13 protein-coding genes and 1 riboswitch are annotated in these 15,134 nt (G+C 64.7%); of the genes, 7 read left to right on the top strand and 6 right to left on the bottom strand.

Annotated features, from left to right (window positions below; genetic code table 11):
- Positions 1-123: 123 nt before the first annotated feature.
- Positions 124-816, bottom strand: coding sequence for a Crp/Fnr family transcriptional regulator (locus tag L8F45_RS17850; RefSeq protein WP_342359218.1), 693 nt, complete (start codon positions 814-816; stop codon positions 124-126).
- Between the two features lie 45 nt (positions 817-861).
- Between L8F45_RS17850 and L8F45_RS17855 the strand changes: the two genes are divergently transcribed.
- Complete coding sequence (locus L8F45_RS17855; protein WP_342359219.1) at positions 862-2,583, top strand: adenylate/guanylate cyclase domain-containing protein; 1,722 nt, start codon at positions 862-864, stop codon at positions 2,581-2,583.
- 100 nt (positions 2,584-2,683) lie between these two features.
- Entirely contained in the window at positions 2,684-2,890 is a 207-nt protein-coding gene (locus tag L8F45_RS17860) for a putative motility protein (RefSeq protein ID WP_342359220.1), read from the top strand.
- Between the two features lie 9 nt (positions 2,891-2,899).
- Here L8F45_RS17860 and L8F45_RS17865 read toward each other — a convergent pair whose 3' ends face one another.
- The 5 genes from L8F45_RS17865 to L8F45_RS17885 form a co-directional block, all read right to left on the bottom strand.
- The gene (locus L8F45_RS17865; RefSeq protein WP_342359221.1) at positions 2,900-3,793 is read right to left on the bottom strand and encodes a DUF937 domain-containing protein; all 894 of its coding nucleotides are present in this window, start codon (positions 3,791-3,793) and stop codon (positions 2,900-2,902) included.
- 171 nt (positions 3,794-3,964) lie between these two features.
- Positions 3,965-5,350: an MATE family efflux transporter gene (locus tag L8F45_RS17870; protein ID WP_342359222.1), complete on the bottom strand. Its 1,386-nt coding sequence runs from the start codon at positions 5,348-5,350 to the stop codon at positions 3,965-3,967.
- Entirely contained in the window at positions 5,347-7,173 is a 1,827-nt protein-coding gene (locus L8F45_RS17875; protein WP_342359223.1) for a monovalent cation:proton antiporter-2 (CPA2) family protein, read from the bottom strand. Before L8F45_RS17875 ends, L8F45_RS17870 begins: the two co-directional genes overlap by 4 nt.
- 120 nt (positions 7,174-7,293) lie before the next feature.
- Positions 7,294-8,475 carry a carboxylate-amine ligase gene (locus L8F45_RS17880; protein ID WP_342359224.1) on the bottom strand — a complete coding sequence of 394 codons (1,182 nt, stop codon included), beginning with the start codon at positions 8,473-8,475 and terminating at the stop codon, positions 7,294-7,296.
- 215 nt (positions 8,476-8,690) lie between these two features.
- Positions 8,691-9,443, bottom strand: coding sequence for a 16S rRNA (uracil(1498)-N(3))-methyltransferase (locus L8F45_RS17885; protein ID WP_342359225.1), 753 nt, complete (start codon positions 9,441-9,443; stop codon positions 8,691-8,693).
- 133 nt (positions 9,444-9,576) lie between these two features.
- Positions 9,577-9,666: riboswitch (glycine riboswitch) on the top strand.
- Positions 9,667-9,819: 153 nt separating this feature from the next.
- Here L8F45_RS17885 and gcvT point away from each other — a divergent pair.
- From gcvT to gcvPB, 5 genes are all read left to right on the top strand, one after another.
- Positions 9,820-10,956, top strand: a complete 1,137-nt coding sequence (gene gcvT, locus L8F45_RS17890; RefSeq protein ID WP_342359226.1) for a glycine cleavage system aminomethyltransferase GcvT — start codon at positions 9,820-9,822, stop codon at positions 10,954-10,956.
- Between the two features lie 15 nt (positions 10,957-10,971).
- Positions 10,972-11,346, top strand: coding sequence for a glycine cleavage system protein GcvH (gene gcvH, locus L8F45_RS17895; protein ID WP_342359227.1), 375 nt, complete (start codon positions 10,972-10,974; stop codon positions 11,344-11,346).
- A gap of 26 nt (positions 11,347-11,372) precedes the next feature.
- Positions 11,373-12,716, top strand: a complete 1,344-nt coding sequence (gcvPA, locus tag L8F45_RS17900; RefSeq protein ID WP_342359228.1) for an aminomethyl-transferring glycine dehydrogenase subunit GcvPA — start codon at positions 11,373-11,375, stop codon at positions 12,714-12,716.
- Positions 12,717-12,809: 93 nt separating this feature from the next.
- Positions 12,810-13,466 carry a hypothetical protein gene (locus L8F45_RS17905; RefSeq protein WP_342359229.1) on the top strand — a complete coding sequence of 219 codons (657 nt, stop codon included), beginning with the start codon at positions 12,810-12,812 and terminating at the stop codon, positions 13,464-13,466.
- Positions 13,467-13,477: 11 nt separating this feature from the next.
- Complete coding sequence (gcvPB, locus tag L8F45_RS17910; protein ID WP_342359230.1) at positions 13,478-15,046, top strand: aminomethyl-transferring glycine dehydrogenase subunit GcvPB; 1,569 nt, start codon at positions 13,478-13,480, stop codon at positions 15,044-15,046.
- Positions 15,047-15,134 lie beyond the last annotated feature (88 nt).

The following is a 15,134-nucleotide window of genomic DNA, read 5'->3' on the forward strand; positions in this document are numbered from 1 at the left end:
CAGCAGCTCTCATCACGAGTCGCGGCGAAGGGGCGTCCGCCAAGCAGCCCCCTCCGTCGTTCTGAAGCCGGGCCGTCCTCCCCTTCGCGGCCCGGCTTTTCTTTGCGCCGGGCGATGCGGGCGTCAGCTCATCGCCTCCTCGATCATCGCCCTGAGCTTGCCGGGATCGGACAGCGCCAGCGCGCCGCGCCGCTTCATCAGCAGGCCAGCCTTCGCGAGCTTGCCGAGCTCACGCGTGACGGCCTCGCGATGGGTGCTGACGCGCGCCGCCAGCTCCGCATGGGTCGGCGGCGGCGAAATGACCATCTCTCCGCCCGAATCTCTCGCCGGCCGCGCAATGCGCAGCAGCTCGGCATAGAGCCGATGCCTGACATCAAGCGAGGTGAACTCGTTGACCCGATTCGCCAGCATCCTGACCTGCGACGCCAGCAGCGCCAGCAACTGATCACAGACGTCGGGATGCGCATGCACCGCCGCGCGAAAGACGGAAGGCGACATGCGCGCGATCACCGTGTCGGTGACCGCGACGATTCCCGCCGAGCGCGGCTGCCCGTCGAGAGCAGCCAGCTCGCCGAAATACTCGCCGTCATGAATGTCGCGCAGCAGCGCTTCCTTGCCGGAGATCATCCTGATCTGAACGCGCACATGGCCCTGCGACACGACGAAGAGATCGACGCTCTTATCACCGCAGTCGATGATCCATTCGCCGGCCCTGTAGCGCTTCCAGCCGCACTGGCCGTCAAGCGCGCGGATCGCTTTCGAATCCAGCGAACGGAAAAGCGGAATCCTCGCCAGCGTCTCCAAATGACGTATCATGGATCAATCGACGCCAACCCGCCCGGTGTCGCATGAGGATGATCGATGCCGACCTTGGGCGTCAACATCGCGGTCGAGCGGACGCTCAGGCTCTCGACCGGTCTTCTCCTTTTCGCCTATGCGATCACGCATTTCATCAGCCATGCGACGGGACTGTTTTTCGCCGCCGGAATCCAGGCGATCGGCCATGACATCCTGCTGGCGCCATGGCGCTCGAAGATCGGCCTGTCGCTTCTGCTCGTCAGCTTCATCGTTCATGCGGCGCTTGGACTGCGCGCGCTCTATCGGCGACGTCATTTCCAGATGCCTGCGATCGAAGCCATCCAGCTCGGGCTTGGCCTCGTCATTCCGCTGCTTCTGATCCCGCACGCCACCAATGTGCGGCTCGGCGAAGCGATCTGGGGCTTGAACGACAGCTATTTCCGCATCCTCTATCTCTACTGGATCACCGACCCGGCCTACGGGCTCGTCCGACAGTTCCTGCTTCTTCTTGCAGTGTGGACGCATGGCTGTCTCGGCCTGCACATGCTGCTGCGCTATCGGCGCTGGCATCCGCGCTGGGCGAAAGCGCTTCTTGCAGTCGCAATCGCGATCCCGGCGCTCGCCATCTTCGGTCTCAACAACGCCGGCTGGAGCGTGATCCTTCGCGCCACGACCGATCCAGCTTTCGCCGGCGTCTATGGTCCGCCGGCGCCGGGAACATCCGCGGCGACAGGCGTCGCCGGCGTCGCATGGCTGACGCCGCGCCTGCAGCTTGGCTGGATCGCGATCGTCGCCATCGTGTTTCTGCTCCGCTTCATCCGCGACCTCCGCGAACGACGTGCGAACAGCATCCGCGTGCGCTACAGCGACGGACAATCGATCACCGCGCCGCGCGGATTCTCCATTCTCGAAGTCAGCCGCTGGGGCCGGCGCGCGCACGCTTCGGTCTGCGGCGGACGCGCGCGCTGCACCACATGCCGCGTGCGCGTGCTGGAGGGCTTCGAGCAACTCGGCGCGCCGGGCCCCGCCGAAGCTTCAGCGCTCCAACGCATCGGCGCGCCGGAGCGCGTGCGGCTCGCCTGCCAGGTGCGGCCCATGCATGACGTCGCCGTGGCGCCGCTGCTCGCGCCGGGATCGCGCCAGCGCCTGGCGCTTGGCTTCGATCTGCGCGAGGGGCGCGAATTGCTCGTCACCGCGCTGCATGTGGATCTCAGGGATTCGACGCGATTGGCCGCAGGGCGCCTCCCCTACGACGCGCTGTTCATCGTCGATCGCTACATCCAGGCGACGACGGGCGCGATCCAGGCCCATGGCGGCCATATCACCAGCGTCGCTGGCGACGGCGTCATGGCGGTGTTCGGCGTCGACGGCGACGCGCGCGTCGGGGCGCGCAGCGCGCTCGCCGCGGCGGCTGCGCTGTGGCGCGCCATCGAGACGATGAACGCCAGCGCGGGCGGCGATTCAGGGCCGGCGCTGCGCTTCGGAATCGGCGTGCATTCCGGACTGTCGGTGGTGGGGCTGATCGGATTGCCCGGACAGGCGACGCTGCAATTCCTCGGCGACACGGGAAATGTCGCGGCCCGCCTCGAAGCGCTGACGAAGGAGATGGATTGCACCATGATCATTTCCGAGGCGGCGCTTGAAGCAGCCGCGCTCGCGCGGCCGGACTGGCGCGCTGCGGAGGTGAGCATCAGAGGCCGCGACGGCGAGCCGATCGCTGTCCGCCTGATCAGTTCGCATGACGAACTCGACGCGCCGAAAGCGCCGGCGCTCGCAGTCAGCTAAGTAGTCGACCGGACGCCGTTCGCTCGCATCTCGGCGATCGTCTTGACGGATTGTTAGGCTCCGTCGGCGATCACTCGCCTGTCGCGTTTCAGGAGTTCACATGGACAGCGTGTCGCTCGCACAGGGCGTTGTCGCCGCCAACGTCGCCAAGACGCAGAACGCCGTCGCGGCGAAGCTCATGAAAATGAATGTCGACGCCAACAAGTCGATCGCCGACCTCCTGGAATCGGCGTCGAACAATCTTCAGGCGCTCGCTGACGCCGCCAACCCGGCCGGGGTCGGCGGCAATCTCGACATCAAGGCCTGACGCCGCCGGCTATTTCCGGCCGGCTCCGAACATCTGCCCGAAAATCTGATTGAGCCCGTCCATATGGGCCTGCTGCGTCTGCGCGCCGGCGTTGAACATGCCCTGCAGCGCGTCGAGCCCCGCCTGCAATGATTTCGTCATCGCATCCGCGCCAGGCGCGGCCGCATTTCCGGGCGTGGGCGACGGCGCTGACGGGGCCTGCGCGCCGCCCAGCATCGAATTCAGCATGCCGCCGATGAGGCCGCCGAGCGGATTGTTCGCCGCCTGAGGATTGGGCGGGGCGACATTGCCGCCCATGGCGCCGCCGCCGAGCATGCCCCCCGTCATCATCTTGCCGAGGATGTCGGCGAGCCCGCCCTGTCCGAAGCCGCCGGGTTGTCCTGCCTGAGCGCCGCCCATCGCGCCTCCCATGGCTCCGCCCATCGCGCCGCCGAAACTGTTCGCGATCTGCCCGAGCAATCCGCCGAAGCCCTGATTGTTCATGCTCTTCATCAGGCCGCCCATGACCATGGATGCGATCATCGGCAGCATCGCCTTGATCATGGAATCGGGAAGGCCCGCGAATTGCGCCGCTTGCCCTGCCACGGCGCGGCTTGTGTCCTTCGATCCGAACATCATGGCGAGCACGTCGTTGCCCTGCTGCTGCAGATGATCCGGCACGCCGTCGCCGTCCTTGTCCTGCTCGTCGAACGCCTGGCCATGCTGGCCCTGCGCCAGGGTTCCCAGGAACTGGTGCATCTGATCGACGCTTTCGGCCTGCCGCCGCAATCCCATGGACATTGCGGGTAGAACCGCAGCCACGGCCGCCTGCGCCTGCTGTTGAGAAATGCCGAACTGGCGAGCGAGATTCTCCATCGCCGCGCCGCCCTGCGCGCTCTGAACGATCTCCATCAAATTCATCATGACGCAGCCCTCTCGCCTCCAGATCACGCCGCACTTTGATCGAAACAATCAAAGCGCAGGAACGTGATCGATTCCAAAAGTTCAGAGCATGGCTTTCGCAGGGCGAACGCTAGCGTTCGTCCCGGAAAAACCGGTTCCTGCTTTTTCGCGCCATGCTCCAAGGGAAGGAGCTTATGCGGCCAGACGCGACGCTTCAACAGCCGGCGCCTGTTGTTCAAGCCGCCCGATACATCGCCACGCGACCCACACCGAGCCGATCGCGAACAGGGCCGCGCCGCAGCCGAAGCCGACCATCACGCCTTGCGCGCCGCCGAGCGATGCGCCGAGCAACGCAAACGGCATGGTGCCAAGCGTGGCGCGGCCCCAGTTGAAGCCGGTGGCGTAAAGCGGGAAGCCGAGATTGTTGAAGGCTGAATTCGCGGTGAAGAGAAATCCCATGAATAGCCAGATCGGCCCGCTCGCCAACGCGAAGAAGCGCACGAGATCGGCTGTGAGATCGGCGACGCCGAACACATGCACGAGACCTTCGCGCAGCGCGACGAGGATAATCCACACGCCGATCACATAGACGGCTACAAAGATCAGCGCGTCGAGAAAGGCGCGGCGCATGCGATCGAACCGCTTCGCGCCCCAGTTCTGACCGAGGATGGGCCCGATCGCGCCGGTCAGCGCGAACACGCCGCCGAACGCAAGCGGCACGACGCGGTCTATGATGGCGCTCGCCGCGATGGCGGACTCGCCGAACTGCGCCGTGACGCGGGTGACGAAGGAGATCGCGACCGGCGCCGCAAGGTTGGTGAGGATCGCGGGGCCGGCGACCTTCATCACCGCGCGCGCATTGCGTTTGACCATGTCGAGCGTCGGCTGCGCGATGAGATCGTGCAATTTCACGGCGCCGAGATAGCCGACATAGGCGAAGATGATGCGCGAGATGATCGTCGCGATCGCGGCGCCGTCGACGCCGAGATGGAAGCCGAAGATCAGCAGCGGATCGAAGATCGCGGTCGCGATGCCGCCGCTCAGCGTCACATTCATGGCGCGCTTGGCGTCGCCGATCGCGCGCAGGGCGGAACTCCAGCCCATGCCAAGCGCCATCAGCGGCGTCGACGGCAGCGCGATCATGAGAAAACGGTGCGCCACATCATAGACGCGGCCCTGCGCGCCGAGCAGCGGCAGAAGCACAGGCAGCAGAAGCATGATCGCAAGCGCCATCGCCGTCGACAGGACGACCATGAGCGCGAGCGCCGCGCCGCCAAGTTCGCGCGCCCGGGGACGATCGCCGGCGCCAAGCGCTTTCGACATCAGCGCGGAGACCGCGATCATCAGGCCGATATTCACCGACATCGCGAAGAAGAACACGACCGAGGCGAAGCCGACGCCGGCGGTCGAGGCCTTGTCGCCCAGCCATGAGACGTAAAGCAACGACAGGAAATCGACGAGGAAGATCGCGAGCAGACCAACCGAAGCGGTCGCGGTCATCTCGACCACATGGCGCATGGTCGAGCCGACGACGAATTTCGGCGGCGGAGCGCCCGCCGCGCGCGCAGAATCGTTCACGCGCTTTTCTCCTCGATCAGCGCGCGGGTCTCGTCGGTGAGAGCGCGGGTCTTGGCCTTGGGCTCGGACAGCGGCTGCGGCCGCACCAGATGGGCGCCGCCCATGATGCCTTCCGCTTGCTGGATTTGCAGCCGCTTCTCGTCGCGCTCGCGCACATCCTCGACCACTTCGCGGGCGCGCTCGGGACTGACGCCGAGTTCGCGCAGCAAAGCCGCGCCAAAGCCGATCGCCGAAAGAAACGTCTCGCGCATGAGGAAATCGACGCCGCGATTCATGAGCTCGATTGCATGACGCCGGTCGTAGGCGCGAGCGTAGATTTTCGCGAGCGGGAAATGCGCGTGCAGCAGCTCGACGATCTCGATCGCTTTCTTCTGATCATCGACGCAGACGGCGACGACGCGCGCCCTCTCCGCGCCCGCGGCATGGAGCACGTCGAGCCGCGAACCATCGCCGAAATAGACCTTGAAGCCGAAGCGCGCCGCCGCCTGGATGGTCTCGACATCGGTGTCGATGACGGTGACGTCGACGCCCTCCGCCACCATCACCTGATTAACCACCTGCGCGAAGCGGCCAAAGCCGATCACCAGCACCGAGCCCTGCGCGCCGTCGAAATTCTCAACCGGCAGATCGGACATGAGCTGCGCGCGCTTCGCCTCGCGCCGGGCGATGACGATCTCGATCAGCTTCGCCGTCACGGGCCCGAAGAACATGGTCAGCGCCGCCGCAGCAGTCACCATCGTCGCATGATCCTGGCTCATGAGGCCAAGCCCCGCGGCCATCGGCGCGAGCACGAACGAAAATTCGCCCGCCGGCGACAGCAATGCGCCGGCGCGCCAGGAATCGGTTCGCGATGAGCAGCTGGCGCGCAGCAGGATTTCCGCAATCACGATCTTGCCGAGCACAAGCAGCAGCGTGATCAGGATCAGCGGCAGCGCGTTGGCGATCAGCACCTTGAGATCGAGCCCCATGCCGACGCTCATGAAGAACAGGCCGAGCAGCAGGCCGCGGAATGGTTCGATATCGGCTTCGAGCTGATGCTTGAAATTCGATTCAGCCAGCAGCAGTCCCGCAAGGAATGCGCCGAGCGCCATGGAAAGCCCCACCTCCTCCATCAGCATGGCGCTGCCAAGCACGACCAGCAGCGCGGCCGCCGTCATCAGTTCGCGCGCGCCGAACGGCGCGATCAACCGGAACAGCGGATTAAGAAGATAGAGGCCCGCGCCGATCAGAGCGCCAAGCGCGACAACGCCCTTGAGCACTGCAAGACCCGTCTGCATCGTCGTCGAATCCGCGCCGGCGCCAGCAAGCAAAGGCACGACGGCGAGAATTGGCACGATCGAAAGATCCTGGAACAGCAGCACGGCGAAGGCGCGCTGGCCGTAAGGCGCCTGCAGATCGCCGCGCTCATCGAGAATCTGCAGTGCGACCGCAGTGGCGGACAAGGCGAGCGCGATTCCCACGACCGCAGCGCCGACCGGCGGCAGGCCAAGCCGCCATGCGGCAAGCCCGATCACGACGCCTGACACCACCATCTGCGCCAGACCCAACCCGAAGATGTCGCGACGCATGGTGATGAGCCGCGACGGCTTCAATTCGAGTCCGATGATGAAGAGCAGCAGCACGACGCCGAGCTCGGCCACCTGTCTCAGACTCGCGGGATCGGCGACCAGTCCGAGCGCCGACGGACCCATGATGACGCCCGCGGCGAGATAGCCGAGCACGCCGCCGACGCCGAGCCGGCGCGCAATCGGAACCGCAACCAGCGCCGCGGCGCAGAAGGTCACGATCGGAGGCAGAAAACTGGCGTGAATTGGGTCGGCCATGAGGGCTCAGCGGTTCGCGAACGGGACCGCGCCCGGGCGCGGGATGACCCGGACGCACATAAGCCCTCATGTGACAAAATGCGACCCGGCGCCGCCGACTTTCGGGCGCCGGAGTGCCGATCACGCGGCGCGGTTGCGCAGGATCGGCTCGACCTCGATCGGCCCCCAGGCTGTCGCCTCGCCCGCCGTCGCGCGCGCCAGCCAGGCGACCACCTCGCGCAGCGCCTCATGCACCGGCAATCCGCGGCCGCGCGCCTCGTTGAACACCGCGAGTTGGCGATCGGCGCTGGTGCCGCGCGTGAAGATGGCGCGGACATGATCGAACTCGCTGGAGCAGCCGAGCGCATCCGCGTCTTCGGCCACGAGATCGAGAGTATCGCCCAGCCACTCCGCCGCCGTAACAGCCGAACCGCGCTTCAGATCGACGAACGAGCCATGCGCGCCATAGCGCTGCGCGCGCCAGATATTCTCGGCCGCGATCGCGCGCATCGCGCCGCTCACCGGCGCATTGATGTCGCGACGACGGTCGAGCATGCGCACGAGGCAGCGATAGAGCGTCGCGATGGCGACGGCGTCATCGACATGAGTGCAACTGTCGGCGATGCGCAGCTCCAGCGTTGGATTCTTCAACGACGGACGCACCGCCCACCAGACGAAGCTGGCGTCCGGAATGGCGCCAGCCGCCGTCATCGCCCGGAGATAATTTTCGTAGTCCACGGCGTCGTCGAACACGTCAGGCATGCCGGTGCGCGGCAATTCGCGATAGGCGGCCAGACGATAGCCGAGCAGACCCGTCCATCGGCCCTGCCAGAAAGGCGACGAGGTCGAGAGAGCAAGCAGCAGCGGCAAAAACGGCAGCACGCGATTCATCAGATCGACGCGATCTGTGGGATCTTCGACATCGACATGCACATGCATGCCGCAAACGAGATTGCGTTCGCCCAGCATCCGCAGATCGCGCATCAACTTGTCATAACGTGCGGCTGGCGTCGCGCGCTCGCGCGCCCAGTGCGCTGTCGGATGCGTGCCCGAAGCAAACAAGGCGAGATGATGCTCGGACGCGACGTTGCTCAAGCCGCGCCTGAGATCGCCCAGCAAACGGCGCGCCTCTTCCGGATCGGTCAGCGGCGGCGTCGCGATCTCAAGCTGGGATTGCAGCATTTCGCGCTGCACATCCTTCGGGAACGCCAGCCGCGCGGCGTTATGGAATTGTTTGAGAGAACCCCGGGGCGTCGAATAGGTGGTCTTGTCCGCGACAAAGAACTCCTCCTCGATTCCGAAATTCACGCCCGTTTTCGTCATGTCCCCACCTTGTTCAGATGACGTAACGCCCCGAAACGCCCCTCCCGCGTGATTTGTTCCACGGGCAGGCGGCAGATTGAGGCAAAGGCGGGCGAAATTGAGTCGGGCTGCGCCTCACTTTCGGCGGATTAAGCGCCGTCGAAAATCGTCGCTGCTTCGCATATGCAAATGCGCTCTTGATCGATTCAAAAATCAAGGCCGCGCGAAAGCGATTTTCAACCTGATCTCCAATCGCCAAGCGCGATCTGCGCCGCCGTCAAGGCCGCGACCGCCGCCGTATCGGCGCGCAAAATGCGCGGGCCGAGGCTGAGGCGCGCGATATTTTTCCGGTGAAGAATCAACGCGCGCTCATCCTCAGAAAATCCGCCTTCCGGTCCGATCAAAACCGCAAGGCGATCGGGCGCTGGAGAAATCGCGCGCAACGCCGCGACAGGATCGTTCACATCTGCATCCTCGTCACAGAAGACGAGCAGCCTGTCTTCATCGAGCGATTCAAGAAAGCGCGTGAGCTTCGTTTCGGGATCGATAACGGGGACATGCAGCACGCCGCATTGCTCGGCGGCTTCGATCGCGTTCGCGCGCATGCGTTCGAGATTGACGCGCTGCGCCTGCGTATGTTGCGTGACGACAGGCGCAAGCCGCGCAGCGCCCATCTCGACCGCCTTCTGAATCATATAGTCGAGCCGTGCATGCTTGAGCGGCGCGAAGGCGTAGAGAATATCGGGCGCCGTTGTTTGCGCGCGCACATTCTCGATCACTTCAAGCGCGAGATTCTTCCTTCCCGCCTCCGCGATCTCGGCGCGCCATTCGCCGTCGCGCCCATTGAAGAGAAGAATCGATGCGCCCTCGCGCAGCCGCAGCACATTGAGAAGATAATGCGCGCGATCGCGATCGGGCGTGATTCGCGCAGCCGGCGACAGCTCCTCCTCGACGAACAATCGCTGCGCATTGAAATCGTAGCGGCTCACAATCTCTCCTGGCGCGTCCGCAAATCCACGGCCTTCCTGCCGCAGCTATTGGCTTAACGCCAATCTTTTCAACTGGCATGCCAGCGGCGCGCCATTGACAGGCTGCGGGCCTGCATGAGACGGGAGGCTGCTTCTGATCCCCGCGGAAGAGACCGGGCGAAAGCCCGGCGCCGAAGGCGCAACCGCCCCGGAAACGCTCAGGCCAAAGGACCGCGCGGGAGCTGGCACTCTGGAAAGCGACGGCGCCCTCTCGGCGCTCGTCCACCGACGGGCGTAACCTCCAGCTTCGGCTGAAGGGAAATCTCTCAGGTCAAGGACAGAGGGGGCGCGCAACAGGCGGAAGCCTGTGCGCGGTCTGTCGTCCGGAGACTGGGATATGGCTGAGGCCACTGACGCGCCGCTTCTTTCAACGCCTCTCGCAAACCGGCATCGCGCGCTTGGCGCGCGCATGGTGCCCTTCGCCGGCTACGACATGCCGGTGCAATATCCCACGGGGATCATGACCGAGCACAACTGGACGCGCGCCCATGCCGGCCTGTTCGACGTGTCGCATATGGGCCAGGCGTTCCTTGTTCCCGCGGACGGAAAGCACGAGACCGCCGCCGCCGCGCTCGAAGCGCTCTGCCCCGCCGACATTCTCAATCTGAAACCCTATCAGCAGCGCTATTCGCAGTTGCTGAACGACGAAGGCGGCATCCTCGACGATTTCATGGCGACGCGCGCAGGGAGCGATCGAACAGGTTCGCTCTATGTCGTCGTCAACGCCGGCTGCAAGGAAGCGGATTACGCGCATCTCCAAGCGAAGCTTCCGTCAAACGTGAAGCTTGAACGCGCCGACCACTATGCGCTCGTCGCGCTGCAGGGGCCGGAAGCAAATGCGGTCATCGCGGCGCACGTTCCCGACATCGATTCGCTCGCCTTCATGACCTATCGGATCGTGACCATCGGTGGCGTGGCGGTTCACATCTCCCGCTCCGGCTACACCGGCGAGGATGGTTTCGAAATCTCCGTGCGCGTCGACAAGGTCGGCGATCTCTGGGATCTGCTGCTGAAGGACGCGCGCGTGAAGCCGATCGGGCTCGGCGCGCGCGATTCGCTGAGACTCGAAGCGGGCCTCTGCCTCTATGGCCATGACATCGATGTGACGACCTCGCCCGTCGAAGGCGCGCTCGTCTGGTCGATGCAGAAGAGGCGGCGCGAAGGCGGCGGATTTCCCGGCGCGGATCGCATCCAGCGCGAATTGCGCGACAAGCCGAAGCGCACCCGCGTCGGATTTTCGTTCGAGGGCCGCGCGCCGGCGCGGGAAGGCGCGGAAGTGCGCGTCAACGGTCGCGCGGTGGGCGTTGTCACCTCAGGCGGCTTTGGCCCTACGGTGAATGCGCCTGTCGCCATGGGCTATGTCGAAACCGCCTTCGCGACGCCTGGCGCCGCTGTCGAGATCATCGTGCGCGACAGGCCGCTCGCCGCGAAAATCGCCGCCATGCCGTTCGCGCCCCATCGCTACAAACGCTGAATTCCGGAGAGAGCCATGACCACGAAATTCACCAAGGATCATGAATATGTCCGCGTCGAGGGCGACGTCGCCGTCGTCGGCATCACCGATTATGCGCAGCAGCAGCTCGGCGACGTGGTGTTCGTCGAGCTTCCAGCAGTGGGCAAGCAGGTCGCGGCCGGCGCCGAAGCCGCGGTCGTGGAAAGCGTGAAGGCGGCGAGCGAAGTCTATGCGCCGATCTCGGGTGAAGTCGTCGAGGTGAACAGCGCGCTCGAATCCGCGCCGGGAACCGTGAACGAAGATCCGGCCGGCAAGGGCTGGTTCCTGAAATTGAAGATCAAGGACAAGGCCGAGATCGACAAGCTGATGAGCGAGGCCGACTACGCCGACTTCCTCAAGACGCTCGGCTGAGCAACGCGTTTCAAGACGGAAACTCCATGCGCTATCATCCCCTCTCCGAGGCCGACCGCAGCGCTATGCTGACGCGCATCGGCGTCGACAATATCAACGCGCTGTTCGCCGACGTGCCGGCGAAGAAGCTGCTGAAGAAGCCTGTCGATCTCCCCTTCACCAAGAGCGAGCTTGAGGTCGAGCGCATTCTCGGCGCGATGGCGGCGAAGAATATTCCCGCTTCCTCCGTTCCCTTCTTCGTCGGCGCAGGCGCCTACAAACACCATGTGCCTTCGACCGTTGATCACCTGATCCAGCGCTCGGAGTTCCTCACGAGCTACACGCCCTATCAGCCCGAGATCGCGCAGGGCACGCTGCAATATCTCTTCGAGTTCCAGACGCAGGTCGCGGCGCTGACGGCGATGGATGTCGCCAACGCGTCGATGTATGACGGTTCGACCGGAACCGGCGAAGCGGTGCTGATGGCGCATCGCATCACCAAACGTAAAAAAGCGATCCTGTCGGGCGGGCTGCATCCGCACTATGTCGACGTGGTGAAGACGCTGTCGCACATGGCCGGCGACGAGGTCGTGGCGCTGTCGCCCGACGTCACCGCAAACGAAGCGATGCTTGCGCTGATCGATGACAGCGTCTCCTGCGTCGTCGTGCAGACGCCCGATTTCTTCGGCAATCTCCGCGATCTCACCGCCATCGCGGAGAAGGCGCACAAGCATGGCGCGCTGCTGATCGCGGTGTTCACCGAAGTGATGTCTCTTGGCCTCGTGACGCCGCCAGGCGCCATGGGCGCCGACATTGTCGTCGGCGAGGGGCAGTCGATCGGCAATGGGCTCAATTTCGGCGGCCCCTATGTCGGCCTCTTCGCCGCCAACCAGAAATATCTCAGGCAGATGCCGGGCCGCCTCTGCGGCGAAACCGTCGACGCCGAAGGCAAGCGCGGCTATGTGCTCACGCTCTCGACGCGCGAGCAGCATATCCGCCGTGACAAGGCGACCTCGAACATCTGCACCAATTCGGGCCTGTGCGTGCTCGCCTTCACGATCCATATGTCGCTGCTCGGCCAGACCGGCCTCAGGCGCGTGGCGGAGATCAATCATGCCAACGCCGCAGCGCTGGCGGAGATGATCGAAGGCGTGAAAGGCGTGAAGCTGCTGACCGAAAGCTTCTTTAACGAATTCACCATCCGCGTGAAAGGCGACGCCGCCAGGATCGTGGAGAAGATGGCGAAGAAGGGCGTGCTGGCTGGCGTTCCTGCGTCGCGTTTGCTGCCGGGCGCCGGACTTGATGATCTCATCATCGTCGCCAACACCGAGGTGAATACGGATGAGGATCGCGCGGCGTTCGTCAGCGCGCTGAAGGGGGCGATCGCGTGAGCGACCTCGGCTCCGCTCGATGCAAAGCCGGCGAAGGTCACACGCGGGTCAAGGCGATGCGCTGGAAAGGCTGAGGCAAACCGGAGCCCTTCCATGTCGCTGATCCCGATCATCCTCCGCCGGCAGCGCGCGCTCATCGATGCATGGGCGCGCAATCCGCTGATCCAGGTGCAGGTCGAGGCGCCGCAGGCGCTGCCCGGCCTCGTCTTCATCGAGGATGGCGGCGATGGCGCCAGCGTCGGCGCGCTTGGCCGCCGCAACGCGCAGAACGTCGCCATGGTCCAGCGCGGAGCGAATATCGACTCGGACTGGAGCGTGTGGGTCGCCGCCGGCTATTCCGGCTATCGCTCAGCCTATGTCGCCTTCGCGCGCTCGGCCTATGGTGTGAATGCGACCATCGCCGATCTCGCCGGCTACGATGTCGATCACATGCTCAATCGCGCGCGCAGCCCGCAGGATTCGACCTTCATCCGCATCGAGGCGATTCCCGCCGCCGCCAATCAGGAATGGGGACGCCTGTTCGAGAAAGCGGCCTCCAATCCGCAATTCTACGCCAACCAGAAGCGCGAGCGCCGCACGATGAGCTGGGTGATCTGCGCCAAGCTCGCCGGAGAGGCGCCGCCCACCGGCCCCAACGACGCGGCGGGCATCAACCGCCTCGTCAATTTCTTCACCACCATCGGCCTTTCCGCGAACGAAGCGCGCGACGGGCTGAATTCAATGCTGTCCTTCGCCTACAAATTCCGCTGAACGAGATCGCCATGCTCAACATCCAGGGACGCCCCACTCAGCCCGCCGCGAACGATGCGGATATCGATCATCCCACCTTCACCAATAATCGCGCGCTGATGCAGGAAGAAGCGCTGCTGTTCGAAATCGGCCGCCTTGATGCGACCGGCGTTGATACGCCAGCGCCGAAGAAGGTGAAGGCGCGCCTTGGAAAACTCGCGCGCAAGAGCGAGATCGGTCTGCCCGGCCTCTCCGAGCCCGAGGCGATGCGGCACTATGTGCGCCTGAGCCAGAAGAATTACGGCATCGACACCGGGCTCTTCCCGCTCGGCTCCTGCACGATGAAGCATAATCCGCGCCTCAACGAGAAGATGGCGCGGCTGCCGGGCATCGGCGACATCCATCCGCTGCAGCCGGTCTCGACCGTGCAGGGCGCGCTGGAACTGATGGAAGAGCTTGCGCGCTGGCTGCTCGCCTTCACCAACATGGAGGCGGTGGCGTTGTCGCCGAAGGCCGGCGCCCATGGCGAACTCTGCGGCATGATGGCGATCAAGGCGGCGATCGCGGCGCGTGGCGAAGGGGCGACGCGCAATGTCGTGCTCGTGCCAGATTCTGCGCACGGCACCAATCCCGCGACCGCCGCTCTCATCGGCTTCACCGTGAAGCCCGTTCCGGCGCGCGACGATGGCTGGGTGCATGTGGAGGATCTGAAGCCGCTGCTCGGACCCGATGTCGCCGCGATCATGCTGACCAACCCCAACACCTGCGGGCTGTTCGAGCCGCAGGTGATGGAAATCGCCGACGCCATGCACAAGGCCGGCGCTTATTTCTATTGCGACGGCGCGAACTTCAACGCGATCGTCGGCAAGACGCGGCCGGGCGATCTCGGCGTCGACGCCATGCACATCAATTTGCACAAGACTTTCTCGACGCCGCATGGCGGCGGCGGGCCGGGCGCCGGCCCCGTCGTTCTCTCGAAGCGTCTTGCGCCTTACGCGCCGGTCCCTTTCGTCACGAAAGGCAAGAAGGGCCTCACGCTTGTCGAGCATACGGACGATGCCGGCGAGAGCTTCGGCCGCATGACGGCGTTTCATGGTCAGATGGGCATGTATGTGCGGGCGCTTTCGTACATGCTGAGTCATGGCGCGGATGGCTGCCGACAGGCGTCGGAAGATGCGGTGCTGAACGCGAATTATGTGCGTGTCGGCCTTGCCGATCTCATGACGCAACCTTTCGGTGACAAGCCCTGCATGCATGAGGCGCTGTTCGACGATAGCTGGCTGAAGGACACCGGCGTCTCCACGCTCGATGTCGCCAAGGCGATGATCGACGAAGGCTACCATCCCATGACGATGTATTTTCCACTCGTCGTCCATGGCGCGATGCTGATCGAACCGACGGAGTCGGAATCGAAAGCGTCGCTCGATCTGTTCATCGCAGCCATGCGCGATCTCGCGATGGCGGCGAAGAATGGCGATGTCGATCGCTTCTCCGGTGCGCCCTATCACGCGCCGCGGCGCCGGCTCGACGAGACGCGCGCCGCGCGCCAGCCGGTGTTGAAATGGACGGCGCCGCAGCCGATCAGCCAGGCGGCGGAGTAAGAACTCATTTGGAAATTGGGAGGCGGTCCAGCAAGGCCGCTTTTCCGCCTCTATTGGTTAACGGCCTGTTGACGGACGCGCCGTAACT

The organism is Terrirubrum flagellatum (assembly GCF_022059845.1).
GTDB classification, from domain to species: domain Bacteria; phylum Pseudomonadota; class Alphaproteobacteria; order Rhizobiales; family Beijerinckiaceae; genus Terrirubrum; species Terrirubrum flagellatum.

Coding starts and splice junctions, on each gene's coding strand:
- L8F45_RS17850 (WP_342359218.1), bottom strand. CDS start 816: ATGATACGTCATTTGGAGACGCTGGCGAGGATTCCGCTTTTCCGTTCG.
- L8F45_RS17855 (WP_342359219.1), top strand. CDS start 862: ATGCCGACCTTGGGCGTCAACATCGCGGTCGAGCGGACGCTCAGGCTC.
- L8F45_RS17860 (WP_342359220.1), top strand. CDS start 2,684: ATGGACAGCGTGTCGCTCGCACAGGGCGTTGTCGCCGCCAACGTCGCC.
- L8F45_RS17865 (WP_342359221.1), bottom strand. CDS start 3,793: ATGATGAATTTGATGGAGATCGTTCAGAGCGCGCAGGGCGGCGCGGCG.
- L8F45_RS17875 (WP_342359223.1), bottom strand. CDS start 7,173: ATGGCCGACCCAATTCACGCCAGTTTTCTGCCTCCGATCGTGACCTTC.
- L8F45_RS17880 (WP_342359224.1), bottom strand. CDS start 8,475: ATGACGAAAACGGGCGTGAATTTCGGAATCGAGGAGGAGTTCTTTGTC.
- gcvT (WP_342359226.1), top strand. CDS start 9,820: ATGGCTGAGGCCACTGACGCGCCGCTTCTTTCAACGCCTCTCGCAAAC.
- gcvH (WP_342359227.1), top strand. CDS start 10,972: ATGACCACGAAATTCACCAAGGATCATGAATATGTCCGCGTCGAGGGC.
- gcvPA (WP_342359228.1), top strand. CDS start 11,373: ATGCGCTATCATCCCCTCTCCGAGGCCGACCGCAGCGCTATGCTGACG.
- L8F45_RS17905 (WP_342359229.1), top strand. CDS start 12,810: ATGTCGCTGATCCCGATCATCCTCCGCCGGCAGCGCGCGCTCATCGAT.
- gcvPB (WP_342359230.1), top strand. CDS start 13,478: ATGCTCAACATCCAGGGACGCCCCACTCAGCCCGCCGCGAACGATGCG.